Annotated in this window: 13 protein-coding genes; 6 read left to right on the top strand and 7 right to left on the bottom strand. The window is 57.6% G+C overall.

Features of this window, described 5'->3' with window-relative positions; genetic code table 11:
* Nucleotides 1-15: 15 nt before the first annotated feature.
* Nucleotides 16-780 carry a flagellar motor protein PomA gene (gene pomA, locus M6D89_RS10890; protein ID WP_253968101.1) on the bottom strand — a complete coding sequence of 255 codons (765 nt, stop codon included), beginning with the start codon at nt 778-780 and terminating at the stop codon, nt 16-18.
* 185 nt (nt 781-965) lie between these two features.
* Here pomA and M6D89_RS10895 point away from each other — a divergent pair, with 185 nt between their 5' ends.
* The 3 genes from M6D89_RS10895 to dxs are packed head-to-tail and all read left to right on the top strand — an operon-like array spanning nt 966 to nt 4,024.
* Complete coding sequence (locus M6D89_RS10895; RefSeq protein ID WP_253968102.1) at nt 966-1,211, top strand: exodeoxyribonuclease VII small subunit; 246 nt, start codon at nt 966-968, stop codon at nt 1,209-1,211.
* Entirely contained in the window at nt 1,208-2,092 is an 885-nt protein-coding gene (locus M6D89_RS10900) for a polyprenyl synthetase family protein (RefSeq protein WP_253968103.1), read from the top strand. The genes M6D89_RS10895 and M6D89_RS10900 overlap by 4 nt, the downstream gene beginning before the upstream one ends.
* 42 nt (nt 2,093-2,134) lie before the next feature.
* Nucleotides 2,135-4,024, top strand: coding sequence for a 1-deoxy-D-xylulose-5-phosphate synthase (gene dxs / locus M6D89_RS10905; RefSeq protein WP_253968104.1), 1,890 nt, complete (start codon nt 2,135-2,137; stop codon nt 4,022-4,024).
* A 15-nt stretch (nt 4,025-4,039) separates the two neighbouring features.
* Here dxs and M6D89_RS10910 read toward each other — a convergent pair whose 3' ends face one another.
* The gene (locus tag M6D89_RS10910) at nt 4,040-5,545 is read right to left on the bottom strand and encodes a tryptophan halogenase family protein (protein WP_253968105.1); all 1,506 of its coding nucleotides are present in this window, start codon (nt 5,543-5,545) and stop codon (nt 4,040-4,042) included.
* Nucleotides 5,546-5,734: 189 nt separating this feature from the next.
* Between M6D89_RS10910 and M6D89_RS10915 the strand changes: the two genes are divergently transcribed.
* The gene (locus tag M6D89_RS10915; protein ID WP_253968106.1) at nt 5,735-7,243 is read left to right on the top strand and encodes a beta-N-acetylhexosaminidase; all 1,509 of its coding nucleotides are present in this window, start codon (nt 5,735-5,737) and stop codon (nt 7,241-7,243) included.
* A gap of 51 nt (nt 7,244-7,294) precedes the next feature.
* Here the strand turns inward: M6D89_RS10915 and M6D89_RS10920 are convergent, their stop codons facing one another.
* A complete protein-coding gene (locus M6D89_RS10920; protein ID WP_253968107.1) occupies nt 7,295-7,930 on the bottom strand; it encodes a hypothetical protein in 636 nt (211 codons plus the stop codon).
* On the bottom strand, nt 7,927-9,243 hold the full coding sequence (locus tag M6D89_RS10925) for an ammonium transporter (RefSeq protein WP_253968108.1): 1,317 nt from the start codon (nt 9,241-9,243) through the stop codon (nt 7,927-7,929). The genes M6D89_RS10920 and M6D89_RS10925 overlap by 4 nt, the downstream gene beginning before the upstream one ends.
* A gap of 260 nt (nt 9,244-9,503) precedes the next feature.
* Here M6D89_RS10925 and M6D89_RS10930 point away from each other — a divergent pair, with 260 nt between their 5' ends.
* Nucleotides 9,504-9,833 carry a DUF805 domain-containing protein gene (locus M6D89_RS10930; protein ID WP_253968109.1) on the top strand — a complete coding sequence of 110 codons (330 nt, stop codon included), beginning with the start codon at nt 9,504-9,506 and terminating at the stop codon, nt 9,831-9,833.
* 157 nt (nt 9,834-9,990) lie between these two features.
* On the top strand, nt 9,991-11,094 hold the full coding sequence (locus M6D89_RS10935) for an AI-2E family transporter (protein WP_253968110.1): 1,104 nt from the start codon (nt 9,991-9,993) through the stop codon (nt 11,092-11,094).
* A 2-nt stretch (nt 11,095-11,096) separates the two neighbouring features.
* On the opposite strand, the gene M6D89_RS10940 is transcribed toward M6D89_RS10935, so the two are convergent.
* The 3 genes from M6D89_RS10940 to M6D89_RS10950 are packed head-to-tail and all read right to left on the bottom strand — an operon-like array spanning nt 11,097 to nt 13,253.
* Nucleotides 11,097-12,023 carry a DUF6635 family protein gene (locus M6D89_RS10940; protein WP_253968111.1) on the bottom strand — a complete coding sequence of 309 codons (927 nt, stop codon included), beginning with the start codon at nt 12,021-12,023 and terminating at the stop codon, nt 11,097-11,099.
* A complete protein-coding gene (locus M6D89_RS10945) occupies nt 12,020-12,385 on the bottom strand; it encodes a DUF5329 family protein (RefSeq protein WP_253968112.1) in 366 nt (121 codons plus the stop codon). The genes M6D89_RS10940 and M6D89_RS10945 overlap by 4 nt, the downstream gene beginning before the upstream one ends.
* The gene (locus M6D89_RS10950) at nt 12,369-13,253 is read right to left on the bottom strand and encodes an endonuclease/exonuclease/phosphatase family protein (RefSeq protein WP_253968113.1); all 885 of its coding nucleotides are present in this window, start codon (nt 13,251-13,253) and stop codon (nt 12,369-12,371) included. The genes M6D89_RS10945 and M6D89_RS10950 overlap by 17 nt, the downstream gene beginning before the upstream one ends.
* Between the last annotated feature and the right edge of the window lie 18 nt (nt 13,254-13,271).

Consider the following 13,271-nt stretch of genomic DNA (forward strand, 5'->3'; position numbering starts at 1 on the left):
GCAATCGCCCTTGAATTAGCTCGCGGCATCGGCGGCATCGCGTTTACCTTCGGGCAGGTAGGTGCGTAAAATCGTGTCAATCACCCGGGGGTTCTGGCCGTTTTGAATCGCCAGCAAGCCATCGATGATCATGCTTTTGATCATATATTCCTCGGCCGCGCGCAATCTCAGTTTATCGGCAATCGGCAAAAACACCGCATTAGCCAACATAGCGCCGTACAGGGTGGTCAAAAGGGCTACTGCCATGGCCGGGCCAATCGCCTTGGGATCGTCCATATTGGCGAGCATGGCGACCAGGCCGATTAGGGTACCGATCATCCCCATGGCCGGGGCGACATCCCCCAGCGAGGCAAAAATAGAAGAGCCACCGCGGTGGCGGCGCTCGGCCAGCGAGCGATCTTTAGAGAGCATGGTGCGCACCACATCCGGGTCGTGGCCGTCTACCAGCAACTGAATGCCCTTTTGCAAAAAGCCATTGCTGACGTCCTTACCCTCCAGAGATAACAATCCACCTTTGCGTGCGGCATCGGCCAAGTCGACAATTTCATCGATCATATCCAGCGGGTCATCGAGCTTATTCACAAAACTTTTCCCGGCCACTTTAAACGCACTCAGGAACTGTCCCAGACCAAATTTGGCCATGACCGCAAAAACGCTGCCCCCCACCACAATGACCAGCGAGGGCGCATTGACGAACATGCCAATTTCGCCGGACATAAACATCGAGGCCACAATCAGGGCCAAAGCCCCCAGTAAGCCTATCAGCGTTGCTAAATCCACCCGTTACTCCTTCGCTGGGGCGCCTGTGGTGCCCGGTAAGTTTGCCCTATTCTAGTCGTATTCTGACGGGGACTGTAAATATGCCAGCCGCAAACCGTATAATGGCGCCGTTAAATCCGGCATTCGTTTCAGCTTATCGGCGGCCGGAAGAAAAACTCAAGCAACCAAACTAAGTGATGGCCCTCATGCCCGCGAAAAAGAAAAGTCCGGATCTGGAATCCGCTCTGACAGAGCTGGAAACCCTGGTAACCCGTATGGAGAGCGGCGAACTGACGCTGGAAGAATCTCTGCAAGCGTTTGAACAGGGCATTAAGCTGACCCGCGAGTGCCAGCAAAAGCTGACCCAGGCCGAGCAGCATGTGCAGACCCTGATAGAGCAAAACGGTGAACCCAGCTTTACCGACTTTGAGGCACCCGACGAAGCGCAATGACAGGGTTTTCAGATTACGCCCAAACGCTGCGCCCGCGTATTGAGCAAGCGCTGGCAAACGCGGTCCCAACCACCGTCGACAGTCGCCTGGCCGAGGCCATGGGTTATGCCCTGTCCGGCGGCGGGAAGCGTATTCGCCCCCTGTTGGTTCTGGCCAGTTACCGCGCACTAACCGGCAACCACGACCACCCGGCGCTGGACAATATTGTCTGTGCGGTGGAAGCCATCCACGCCTACAGCCTGGTGCACGATGACCTGCCGGCCATGGACGACGACGAACTGCGCCGCGGCCAACCCACCTGCCATATTGCCTTCGACGAGGCGCTGGCCATTCTCGCGGGCGATGCCCTACAGACACTGGCCTTTGAAACCCTTAGCCAAGCCGATTCTCTAACGGCCGAAGCGAAGCTGGCGCTGATTCAAACCCTGGCCCAAGCCGCGGGCGCCCAAGGCATGGTCCTGGGCCAGGCCATTGACTTGGCCGCCGTGGACGGCACCCTGACACTCACGCAGCTTGAGCGCATGCACCGCTGTAAAACCGGCGCCTTAATTGATGCCAGCGTGGCCATGGGCGCGATCGCCGCCGACGCCGACGCTCCGTCGCGTCGCGCGCTGGAAAACTACAGCCGCGCTATTGGCCTGGCCTTTCAAGTACAAGATGACATTCTGGATGTGACCGCCGACACCGCCACCCTGGGCAAAACCCAGGGCGCCGATGCCGCGCGTAACAAACCCACCTATGTGTCCCTACTGGGCTTAGAGGCCGCGCGCGAGCATGCCCATACTCTGCTCGCCCAGGCGTTGGATGCCCTTGCCAAGCTTCCCGGCGACACCCAGCCGCTGCGCCTAATCGCCCAATATGTGGTTGAGCGAGAGCGCTAGTGGTGCCTACAATGGCCCCTTGCTAAAGACAGACGTTGCCCCATGCTGAATGAAATACCCACAACACGGCCGCAGACCCCCTTGCTGGAGCGTATTAACGCCCCCGCCGATTTGCGCCTGCTCGATGAAAAAGAACTGCCCCAGCTGGCCGATGAGCTGCGGGCCTTCTTGCTGTACAGCGTGGGACAAACCGGAGGGCACTTTGGTGCCGGCTTGGGCGTCGTCGAGCTGACCATTGCCCTGCACTATATTTACAACACCCCCGAGGACCGGCTGGTGTGGGACGTGGGCCACCAAACCTACCCCCACAAAATTCTCACCGGGCGTCGCGAGCAGCTGTTAACCATGCGCCAGGCCGGAGGCCTGTCGGGCTTTCCCAAACGCGACGAAAGCGAGTACGACACCTTTGGTGTGGGTCACTCCAGTACTTCTATCAGCGCTGCGCTGGGTATGGCACTGGGCGGTGGAGATCGCAAATGCGCCGCCATTATTGGCGACGGCGCCATGACCGCCGGTATGGCCTTTGAGGCGCTTAATCACGCCGCCCATACCGACGCCGATATGCTGGTCATTCTCAACGATAACAATATGTCCATCTCGCCCAATGTGGGCGGACTGGCCACTTACCTGTCAAAAATCTGGGGCAGCAAGTTCTATAACTCCCTGCGCGAGGGCAGCAAACAAGTGCTGACCAAAATTCCCTCGGCTTGGGAATTTGCCAAGCGCACGGAAGAGCATTTTAAAGGCTTCGTCTCGCCGGGCACTTTATTTGAAGAGATGGGCTTTAACTACGTAGGCCCCATCGACGGCCACGATATGTCGTCGCTGGTGCGCTACCTGCGCAATTTGCGCGGGGTTAAAGGGCCCAAGCTGTTGCACATTATCACCCAAAAGGGCAAAGGCTTTGAGCCAGCCGAGCAGGACCCGGTGGGCTACCACGCCCTCAACAAACTGGAGCCAGCCCCCAAAAAGCCCGTATCCAACCGCCCCAAATACCAGGATATTTTCGGCCGCTGGCTGTGCGATATGGCCGCCGTAGAGCCGCGCCTGTTCGGCATAACCCCCGCCATGTGCGAGGGCTCGGGCATGGTGGAATTCGCCCGAGACTACCCCGAGCGCTTTTACGACGTCGCCATCGCCGAGCAGCACGCGGTGACTCTGGCGGCGGGCCTGGCCTGCGAAGGACAGAAGCCGGTGGTGGCGATTTACTCCACCTTTTTGCAACGCGCCTACGATCAGCTAATCCACGATGTCGCTCTGCAAAACCTGGATGTGACCTTTGCCATTGACCGCGCGGGATTGGTGGGCGAAGACGGCGCCACCCACGCGGGCAGTTTTGATATCACCTATTTGCGCTGTATTCCCAATATGGTGATCGCCGCCCCCAGCGACGAAAACGAATGCCGCCAGCTGCTCTACACCTGCTACCAACACCAAGGGCCCAGCGCGGTGCGCTACCCGCGCGGGCGCGGCCCGGGTGCCGAGGTTGAAACGTCTATGCACGCTTTGCCCATTGGCAAGGGCGCGATTAAGCGCGAGGGCACAGGCGCGGCTATTTTGTGTTTTGGCACACTCGGTAAGGTGGCCCGACGGGTGGCCGACAAACTGGGTTTAACCCTGTGCGACATGCGCTTTGTTAAGCCTCTGGATACCCAGCTAATCGACGCTATGCAAAAGCGCCACAAGTTGTTGGTCACTCTGGAAGAAAACGCCATTGCCGGCGGCGCGGGATCGGCGGTGGCCGAATACCTGAGCGCGGCGGGCATTGTCACCCCGCTGCTGCAATTGGGCCTTGCCGACGAGTTTGTCAGCCACGCCAGCCAGGCCGACCAAATGGCCAGCCAGGGGTTAGATGCCCAGGGCATCGAGCGCGCCATCGACCAGCGCCTAACCCAGCTGGCGAGCCTGGAAAACGGCAAGCTCGCGCCTTAAAACCTCCCCCTGAAACTACAGAGGCGGCGCCTTGCAGTAGGTGTCGATAAACTCATCGTGGCTGGGTTGTGTGGCGGCGGCGCGCGCAATCGCGTCTTTTCCCGCAGCCAGCGAGCGCGCCACCGCGGCATAGTCCAAAGCATCCACCGTGGGGTTGTAGCCTAAAGGCGTTACCCCCATGCCGGTCAGCACCATCTGCCAGCTACTGGGCTGAAAGAAATCCTCCACCCCCGGAATCAAATTTCCCTGAGCGCGAAACAAGCTCAGTTTTTCGCGCAAGGTGTCCGGGGGCGTCATGGCCTGACAGGCGCGCCAAAAAGGCGTATCGCTGCGGCCAGTGGTGCAATAGTGCAACACCAGAAAATCGCGAATTTCGCAGTAGTCATGGTACAAGCGGCGATTAAACTCCCGGCGCAGAGGCTCGCGGGTATCCGCTCCCGGAAAGAAACGTACAAAATGCGCCAGCGACTTAGATACCAGGTGAATCGCGGTGGATTCCAAAGGCTCCAAAAAGCCCTGGGCCAAGCCCAGCGCCAGACAGTTATTGCGCCAGGCGTCAGACCTTACCCCCGTAGTAAAGGGAATGACTCGAGGCTCGGCCAAGGGCTCGGTATCCAGCGAAGCCAGCAGTTCAGCGCGGGCCTCATCATCGCTGATAAAATCACTGGCGTAGACATAGCCGTTGCCGTTGCGCTGCTGCAGGGGAATGCGCCAGCTCCACCCGGCAGAACGAGCGGTCGCTACCGTATGGGACTTAGTCACCGGCGCGCGTGCCGAGGGCACAGTTACCGCGCGGTCACAGGGTAAAAACTCGGACCAATCTTCATATCCAGCGCCCGGACACTGTTTAATTAACAGTCCCTGAAAACCGCTGCAATCAAAAAAGAAATCCCCCGCAACCCGCCCGCCGTCGGTCAACTGCAGCGCCCGGATATCGCCGCCATCATCCTGTTCAATCTCACCGACATGCCCCAGGGTGCGCTTTACTCCTAAGCCTTGCGCGTATTCGCTGAGATAAGCGCTGACCAGGGTGGCATCTAAGTGAAGTGCGTAGCGGGCATTGGCGAAGGGCGTACCCGCCGCCTTAAAGGGTAAATAAAACTTATTGGCCCTACTCAAAACTGCCTCGGGCGAGTGAGCCATGAGGGGCGTTACATCTCCTTCGGCCTGGGCCTTAAGCCAAAGTTGGTAAAAATCGTGGCCATCAATCTGGCGGCCGATAGGTCCGAAGGTATGTAAATAGCTTTCGCCCGGTTGCCGCCAGTCGACAAACTCAATGCCCCATTTAAACGTGGCCTGAGTACGGCGAATAAAGTCGGCCTCGTCGATGCCCGAGCGGCGCAAGAAATCCACGAACAGAGGCACGGTGGCCTCCCCGACGCCAATAACGCCTACCTGTTCAGATTCCACCAGCTCAATACTGACGTCGCTATTTTGGAAAATACGCCCCAAGGTGGTGGCGGCAATCCAGCCGGCCGTACCACCCCCGAGAATGACCAGTTTTTTTATTTGTGTTGTCATGGGCCTAGCTTTATCAATAAAGTTAAGAAGCGTAAGCATACCGCATTAAGATACAAAGATGGTTGCGCACCGAGGCACACTTGGTCTAATTTCGCCCAGAGCCAGAGGGGATGAGCCATAAAAAAAGCCGCAGAGCATCAGGCCTTCACCCATAATGCCCATCAGCGCACTTTAACTATGGAGCAAACAATGAGAACAATTCTGGCCTTCGCCCTGGCCTGCACTCTGGCAGGTTGCGGCAGTACCTCACCGGAAAAAAACGTCGAAACCGAACAAGCCCCCCAGGCGGCACAAACTCAACCGCTTTCGCTGGTGCCCTACCCCAACTCGGTAGAGGTTATCCCCGGAACTTTAACCCTACACAACACCGTCCATGTGGAAGCCGCCGACGGCAGCGAAACCGCACAACCGGCACTGAATACGCTGCTTGAGCAATTGGACATTGAGCTAAGTGATACCGCGCCCAGCCAAATTGAGCTGATCCGGGTGCAAGAACCCGCTCTGGGCGATGAGGGCTACCGCCTGATTATCGACTCTCACGTCAGTATCAGCGCCAACACCGATACCGGTCTTTTTTACGGCGTTCAGACCCTGCGTCAATTGCTGCCCGCCCAGGCGAGCAAGGATTACCAGCTACCGCTGGTCGCCATTACCGACACCCCGGCTTTTGCCTGGCGCGGCAATATGCTGGATGTAGCGCGCAGCTTTTACCCCACCGAGTACCTTAAAAGTCATATCGAGCGTATGGCGCGCTTTAAGCTCAATCGACTGCACCTACACTTAAGCGACGATCAGGGTTGGCGGGTAGAAATCAAACAGTACCCCAAGCTTACCGAAATTGGCGGTGCCAGCGCCGTGGAAGGCGGGCGCAGTGGCTTTTACACCCAGGCGGAGATTCGCGAGCTGGTGGCCTATGCCCGGGCCCATCACATTACCTTGGTGCCCGAAATCGATTTGCCCGGCCACACTCAGGCCGCCCTGGCCTCCTACAACGAGCTGGCCTGCGACGATGTCACCAATCTTGGTCCCTATTCGGGGCTGGAAGTGGGCTTTAGCAAGCTCTGCCTGACCAAGCCCGAAGTCATTTACCCTTGGGTGGAGAACGTGCTGGCGGAGATTATTGAGCTGTTCCCATCCGAGTACATTCATATTGGCGGCGACGAGATTAAAGACCCGCTGTACGCCGAGTTTATCGGCCGCGCCACCAAAATTGTCGATAAGCTGGGGCGCACCGCCATTGCCTGGGAGGAAGGGTCGGTCGCCGATAATGACCCCGATGTATTACTGCAATTGTGGAACGATGAATACGATATTCAGCCGGCGTTGGAGCGCGGCCATCAGCTGATTTTGTCGCCCTGCACCTACGCCTACTTTGACCACGGCAACTACGCCGAGCAACCCAACACCTACGACTGGTGCCGCAAAGAAGGTGTTCCTTTAGAGCGCGCTTACAGCCTGGACACCTCGGCCTTCGGCGCGGCAGTAGGGGTAGAATCGGCGCTCTGGTCCGAGCTGGTTCACACCAATGCAGCAGCGGATAATCGCCTTTGGCCACGCCTGGCGGCGACCGCCGAGCTGGGTTGGAGCCAAGTCGACAGCCGCGATTACAGCGCCTTTACTAAGCGCTTGGGACAATTGCGCGGACAGTTGGACGCTATGGGTATTCAGTACTACCCCGAGCCCGACCTGGGCTGGTAAGCCTCCCAAGCTCACGACCGGCTTAACACTGGCGGCGCATTCGTGCGTCGCCTACAAAAACCGGCGAATATCGCGCACACTGGCCGGATGATGGAGCTCGAGCCACTCGACGCAAGCCTCCAGAATATCGTCCGCCCGCACCGGCCCGAAAAGCTCACACATCACCACATACAGCTGGTTTACCACCCGACGCATTTCCGGCGCGGTACATACCACTGAAAATACGCGCTTAACATCGTCGCCATCAAACCACTGACGCAAACGGCTTTTAATGGCCGGGTTAAGTTTAATCCCATCCAGTCGCAGTAAAAAATTGAGCCGCAGCTGAACAAAGCTTTCGCGCGGCAAAACCATTTCCAAGGCCACTAAAAAGTGCTCGAACACCCGGTCCAGGCGCTCGGGACTGGCGGGGGCGGGCGAAACATTGACCTTAACCGGGTCGGGTAACAACCCCTGGGGCTGCTGGTGCAAGCGCAGCAAACTGCGAATCACATCTTTACGGCGACCGTTTAGACCGGGCAAGTGATTTAAACGCCCCACAAACTCGTTTAACGCGTATACCGGCTGGGCGGCGTAGGATTGCTCCCACAGGCGAAACGCCGCCGCCAGATCATCGCCTTTGAGAAACTCCGCCAATGCGGTATAGACGATTCGACGCTTTTGTATCTGCTCGGCGGCGGTGCTCATGGATCCAAGCCCTCCAGAGTTTTACTGGTGTAGGCCGTGCCCTTGGCAAACTCGGGGTAGCCAATCTCGCCGTGCTCGGTGATATCCAGGCCGCGCTGCTCATGCTGCGGATCGGCCCGCAGCGGCAGCACCAAATTCACCAGCGCGAACACCAGCAGTGCGCCTAAAAATGCCCACAAAAAGCAGGTCAAAATGCCAATTAGCTGTACCGCAATCACGGCGGCATCAAACATATTGCCCTGCAAAAATAATCCCGCCGCCAGTGTGCCCCAAGCGCCGGCAAAACCGTGTACCGGAATAGCCCCCACCACATCGTCAACGCGCAGACGCAACAGCACGCGCGCGCCGAACACCACCATTAGACCGGCCACCGCGCCAGTCACAATCGTCCACAGCGGCTCCATGGTGGCGCAACCGGCAGTAATCGCTACCAAGCCGCCAATGCTGCCATTGACCAACTGAGAGACCGACAGCGCCTGCCGACTTAACAGGCAGGCCAACAGAGCTCCGGCGCAACCGGCGCAGGCGGCAAGGTGGGTGTTGAGATTAATTAAACCGATGGACACATCGGCGCTGAGGGTACTGCCCCCGTTAAAACCAAACCAACCGAGCCACAATACCAGCCCACCCAGGGCGACATAGCTGGCGTTATGACCGGGTATCAGGCGCGGTTTGCCCTGGGCATCAAAGCGACCAATGCGAGGGCCCACCACCAGCACCCCTGCCAACGCCACCCAGGCGCCCAGAGAATGCACGACCGTGGAACCGGCAAAATCCACAAAGCCCAGCTCGGCCAACCAGCCAGTGCCGGCAAAAGCACTGCCCCACACCCAGCTGCCAAACAATGGGTAGAGCACCCCCATCACCACACAGGCGCACAGCAAGTAGGCCCCGAAACGGGTGCGTTCGGCCAGAGCGCCGCTGGCAATGGTGGCGGCGGTGGCGGCAAACATGGTTTGGAACAATACCAGCGCCCAGTCCCACTGTTGGTTTGGGTTCAAGCCAAAATGATCGGTGCCCCAAAAACCGCTGGGGTTAGCGCCAAACATTAAACCAAAGCCCAATAGGCAGAACACCAAGCTGCCCAGACACAGGTCGGCGTAGTTTTTCATAATCACATTAACGGTGTTCTTGGCCCGCGACATGCCGCTTTCCAGCAGCGCAAAGCCCGCTTGCATAAAAAACACCAGCGCAGCGGCAATCACCACCCACAGGGTATCCACCGACACCTTGGAGGCAGAATCTGACGCCAATGCCCCCGCACTGAAAAACAGTAGCCCGATACCCCCGAGATTTTTAAGCAAGCCACGCATAACGCAAAACCTTTTATATAAGTTAAAGTGCTTTGCGACTTACATTTTATGTGCCATTTCTATGGTGAGGCAGAATCGGGGCGAGGCAGGCACTGAACGTATTTTGCGCACCATCAATCAGCTTGCTGTCTGGCAGGCGCACCAAAAAACGACAATTGCGAGACCTGCGGGTGTTAGCGTATCGACAAGAGGCTCAACATAGGTAAGAATGACCACTCTAATAATGATCCGGGGGACTCCCCCACTATGCAGGAGGCAGTATGGAATATTACATTCAGGCTTTTAGACAATTCGCAGACTTTGAAGGCCGTTGGACCCGCACCCAGTACTGGATGTTTGTACTAATCAACTTTTTAATCGCCCTCGCCGTCGCCGTGGTCGCCAATCTGATTGGCATGGAGTTTCTGAGCAGCATTTACAGCTTGGTCTTGTTAATTCCCGGCATCTCCGCGGGCGTTCGTCGTCTGCACGACTCGGGTCGTTCCGGCTGGTGGATGTTGCTCTGCCTGATTCCGGTGATCGGCTGGATTGCCCTGATTGTGCTCTTGGCCATGCCCACCCAATCAGCGCCAGCGGCCGCCGAAGCCTAAGCGCAAGACCGTCGTTAAACTGACAGAGCGGGTGTTTATTCTGACACCCGCCATTTCACTGACCCAAGATTAATTTCCGGCGCGCGGCCTTGCCATCTGTGAGCGGCCCGCCATTGCCCCAGCGGTGAGCAAACCGCCCCACAAAGTCCATAACGCCATGTCCGAATTTCAAAAAAATCTCGAAACTCGCTCCTTTCTCGCGCTATTGCTGGTGGTTTCGGCCGCGTTTTTATGGATTTTGAAACCTTTTTTCGGCCCGGTATTCTGGGCCTGCGCGCTGGCCATTATTTTCTACCCCGCCCAGGCGCGGCTGTTGTCGTCCCTGGAGCATCGCCCCAACATCCAGGCGCTGATTACCCTGATGATGTGTTTAATCATTGTGATTATTCCGGTGATTTTTTTGGTCAGCTCGGTCGTGGCCCAGGCCGCCGACCTGTACCAAAAAGTGGAATCCGGCGAGCTCAATCTGGGGCAGTATATTGAGCAGTTTCAAACCAGCTTTCCCGTCGTGCAACAGTGGCTGGAGCGCTTTGGGGTGAACTTTGACGATTTGAAAAAGCAGACCGTCAACCTGGCCATGAACAGCGGCAAATTTATTGCCCAGTACACCTTTAATATCGGCTCTAACGCCTTTAAGTTTTTGCTGGATTTTTGCTTGATGCTGTACCTCACCTTCTTTTTTCTGCGTGACGGCGGCTCGCTGCTGGAGCTGATGATTCGGGCCCTGCCCATGGGCGATACCCGCGAGCGCTTACTGTTTTCCAAGTTTGCCGAAGTCACCCGCGCGACGGTAAAAGGCAACCTGGTGGTGGCCATGGTACAGGGCGCCCTGGGCGGCTTAATCTTTTGGATTTTGGGTATTCCCGCAGCACTGTTGTGGGCCGTGGTCATGGCGTTTGCGTCGCTATTGCCGGCGGTCGGGGCGGCTATTATCTGGGGGCCGGTTGCTCTGTATTTACTGGCTACCGGCTCGATTATTCAGGGGATTGTACTGGTGGCCTTTGGCGGCGGCGTGATTGGCTTGGTGGATAATTTACTGCGCCCGGTGCTGGTGGGCCGCGACACCAAACTGCCGGATTATCTGGTGCTCTTATCCACCCTGGGGGGTATGGCGCTGTTTGGCATTAACGGCTTTGTTATTGGCCCCTTAATTGCCGCGCTGTTTATCGCCTTTTGGGGTATTTTTATGCGCGAGATTAATGTCGACGATGCCCCCGACGCCTTGCCCGAACCGGCGCAGACGGATGAGGATGAACGCTAAGCTCACATCAGACTGATACGGGCGGCATCCAACAGATCCATTACCCGCGCCAAATAGGCATCTTTGGGGCGAAAGTTACCTGTGTCGCGGTTTTTCAGGTCGCGCTCTAGACCGTTCAGCATTCGCACCAAGCGCCTTTGGTGAATCCCGGTATAGGCCTGAAATGGGTCGGAAATCAGCCCCGAAAAACAGGCGAATACCGCCAGCAAGACCATGGTGCTCGCAGTCGATAACAGCACCAGCTCGGTGGCCGGTTGTACCGGAAATAAGGTGTAGTACCAGTGCCCCAGCCAGGGCCCCAAAATAAACTCTGCCACCGCCATTTGCTGCGCGAGTATGCCCGCCAGGGCCGCCCCAATGGCGAGAGCGCCCGGGGTAAATTTTTGCAAGGTAAAAGCGCCCGCCAAGGTAGCCAGCAGCGTATTGCTGATATCGGCACTGGCGGTGCGAGTCAGGGCGTATTGGGGCAATGCATCCATCAACGCCGCTTGCAGTTGCCGCTCCTGCTCCAAGGAAAGATCATCCAGCGACTCGCGGGACAGAATACTCTGGGCAATGGCCGCCCGCAGCGGCTGACGGCCGTCGGACACCTCGAGCAGCTGGGATTGGGTGCGCGCCATTAAGTAAGTTTGCACCTGGGTTTGCATACCACTGGGAAAGCGCCGCAACAGACGCGCCAGCGGCCCCAGCTTTAGGCGCCCACACAGCCAGGCCAAAATCTGACTGAGAATATAAACAGGCGCCCACAGCAGGTTTAACGGTGCGCGCACCAAGTCCCACCCCAGTGCCCGGCGATTGGTATGCCAGGCACCGGGCAGGGCAAAGTGCTTGCGAACAAACCCGGGCACCCGCCCGCGGCAGCCGTCAAAATAGGCGCTGATACCGGCCTCAATGGCCTTGTACAACGCCTCGTCGGCGGCTTTAATCATGATTCCGGCGCCAGCTCCTCGCGATAACGCTCTAGGGCGCGATACAACCAGTCCTCGGCATTCAGGCGGGTGCCATCGGATAAAATCACCTTGTAGGGCCGCCGGGTAATGGAGCTTTTACTGGCCAGATTATCGATAAAGTCCTCCGCGGTTTTGGCATAGCGCCCAGCGCGTTCGTACTTCATCTGCAAATGATCGGCGGCCGCAATGGCACTGTGCTCGCTGCCATTGCGAACAAAGGTAATACCGCTGTCCGCCACATAATCGATTAAATACTGGATTTCTTTTTCATCGCGCTCGGCCGCCAGTGCTGAGACACTGATCACCAACGCCATCACTAACACACTAATCTTGGGCAACACGGTCATTCACCTCATCAAATTGCATACTCACTAACAAAGGGTTGTGGTCCGAGCTTTGATATATCGGCACCTCGGCGGCGCTGATCGACACACCTCGGGTCCACACATGATCCAGCGCCAAACCGAAGGCCTGGGTGCGATTATCCTCAGCGAATACCGCTGGCGTCAGCCCTAAAGGCGCCAGTAGGCGCTGCAAAAGCTCGCGCCGATCGTCACTCCAGCTGTTGAGATCGCCGGCAAGTACCGCCGGGCCGTTATGCTCTGCGACTATGCTCACCACATCCTGTAGCTGGCGACGATACTCGGTCACCCCCAACTCGAAGTTAATGGAGTGCATATTCACCGCCAATAAGCGCTGGCCGCTATCCAGAATATATTCCACCACGCTGGTGGCCTTGGGCGTGCGCAACCAGGGCTCGGTATGCTCAAAGCGGCAATGGACACTGGCGGGCCAGGCGCTTAGCGTCATCACCCCGGTTTGCAGGTCGTCTGTGCTGTATCCGGGGGCGAAGCGCCAATAGGGCTTTAAATCTTCCAGGCGCTTATCCAGCAGTGCCTCTTGCAAGAGCAAAATGTCCGCCTCGGTGCTTAAGGCCTGCAAATCCCGCATCAGGTGATCCCGCTGTGCCTTATAAATATTCCAACTCAGCAGGCTGACCGTAGAAGGTATTTGGTAACTATCGCCATAGTGCTGGGAGCGGCTAGAGCCCAGCGCTTGGTGGCAGGCCTCAGGAGTGGTCGCATAGTCGGTCAGGCCCGCCTGCTCGTCGGACAGCTCAACCGCACCGACTCCCAGGGCGCACACACTCAAAACCACGGAGGCCAGAGCACGCCTGACATCGGCAGGCCTGAATAAAAATCGAATCATAGAGAGTTCCGCGTAAGG

This window comes from Gilvimarinus xylanilyticus (assembly GCF_024195295.1).
Lineage (GTDB): Bacteria > Pseudomonadota > Gammaproteobacteria > Pseudomonadales > Cellvibrionaceae > Gilvimarinus > Gilvimarinus xylanilyticus.

Coding starts and splice junctions, on each gene's coding strand:
- M6D89_RS10915 (WP_253968106.1), top strand. CDS start 5,735: ATGAGAACAATTCTGGCCTTCGCCCTGGCCTGCACTCTGGCAGGTTGC.
- dxs (WP_253968104.1), top strand. CDS start 2,135: ATGCTGAATGAAATACCCACAACACGGCCGCAGACCCCCTTGCTGGAG.
- M6D89_RS10895 (WP_253968102.1), top strand. CDS start 966: ATGCCCGCGAAAAAGAAAAGTCCGGATCTGGAATCCGCTCTGACAGAG.
- M6D89_RS10935 (WP_253968110.1), top strand. CDS start 9,991: ATGTCCGAATTTCAAAAAAATCTCGAAACTCGCTCCTTTCTCGCGCTA.
- M6D89_RS10920 (WP_253968107.1), bottom strand. CDS start 7,930: ATGAGCACCGCCGCCGAGCAGATACAAAAGCGTCGAATCGTCTATACC.
- M6D89_RS10930 (WP_253968109.1), top strand. CDS start 9,504: ATGGAATATTACATTCAGGCTTTTAGACAATTCGCAGACTTTGAAGGC.
- M6D89_RS10940 (WP_253968111.1), bottom strand. CDS start 12,023: ATGATTAAAGCCGCCGACGAGGCGTTGTACAAGGCCATTGAGGCCGGT.
- M6D89_RS10925 (WP_253968108.1), bottom strand. CDS start 9,243: ATGCGTGGCTTGCTTAAAAATCTCGGGGGTATCGGGCTACTGTTTTTC.
- M6D89_RS10910 (WP_253968105.1), bottom strand. CDS start 5,545: ATGACAACACAAATAAAAAAACTGGTCATTCTCGGGGGTGGTACGGCC.
- M6D89_RS10950 (WP_253968113.1), bottom strand. CDS start 13,253: ATGATTCGATTTTTATTCAGGCCTGCCGATGTCAGGCGTGCTCTGGCC.
- M6D89_RS10900 (WP_253968103.1), top strand. CDS start 1,208: ATGACAGGGTTTTCAGATTACGCCCAAACGCTGCGCCCGCGTATTGAG.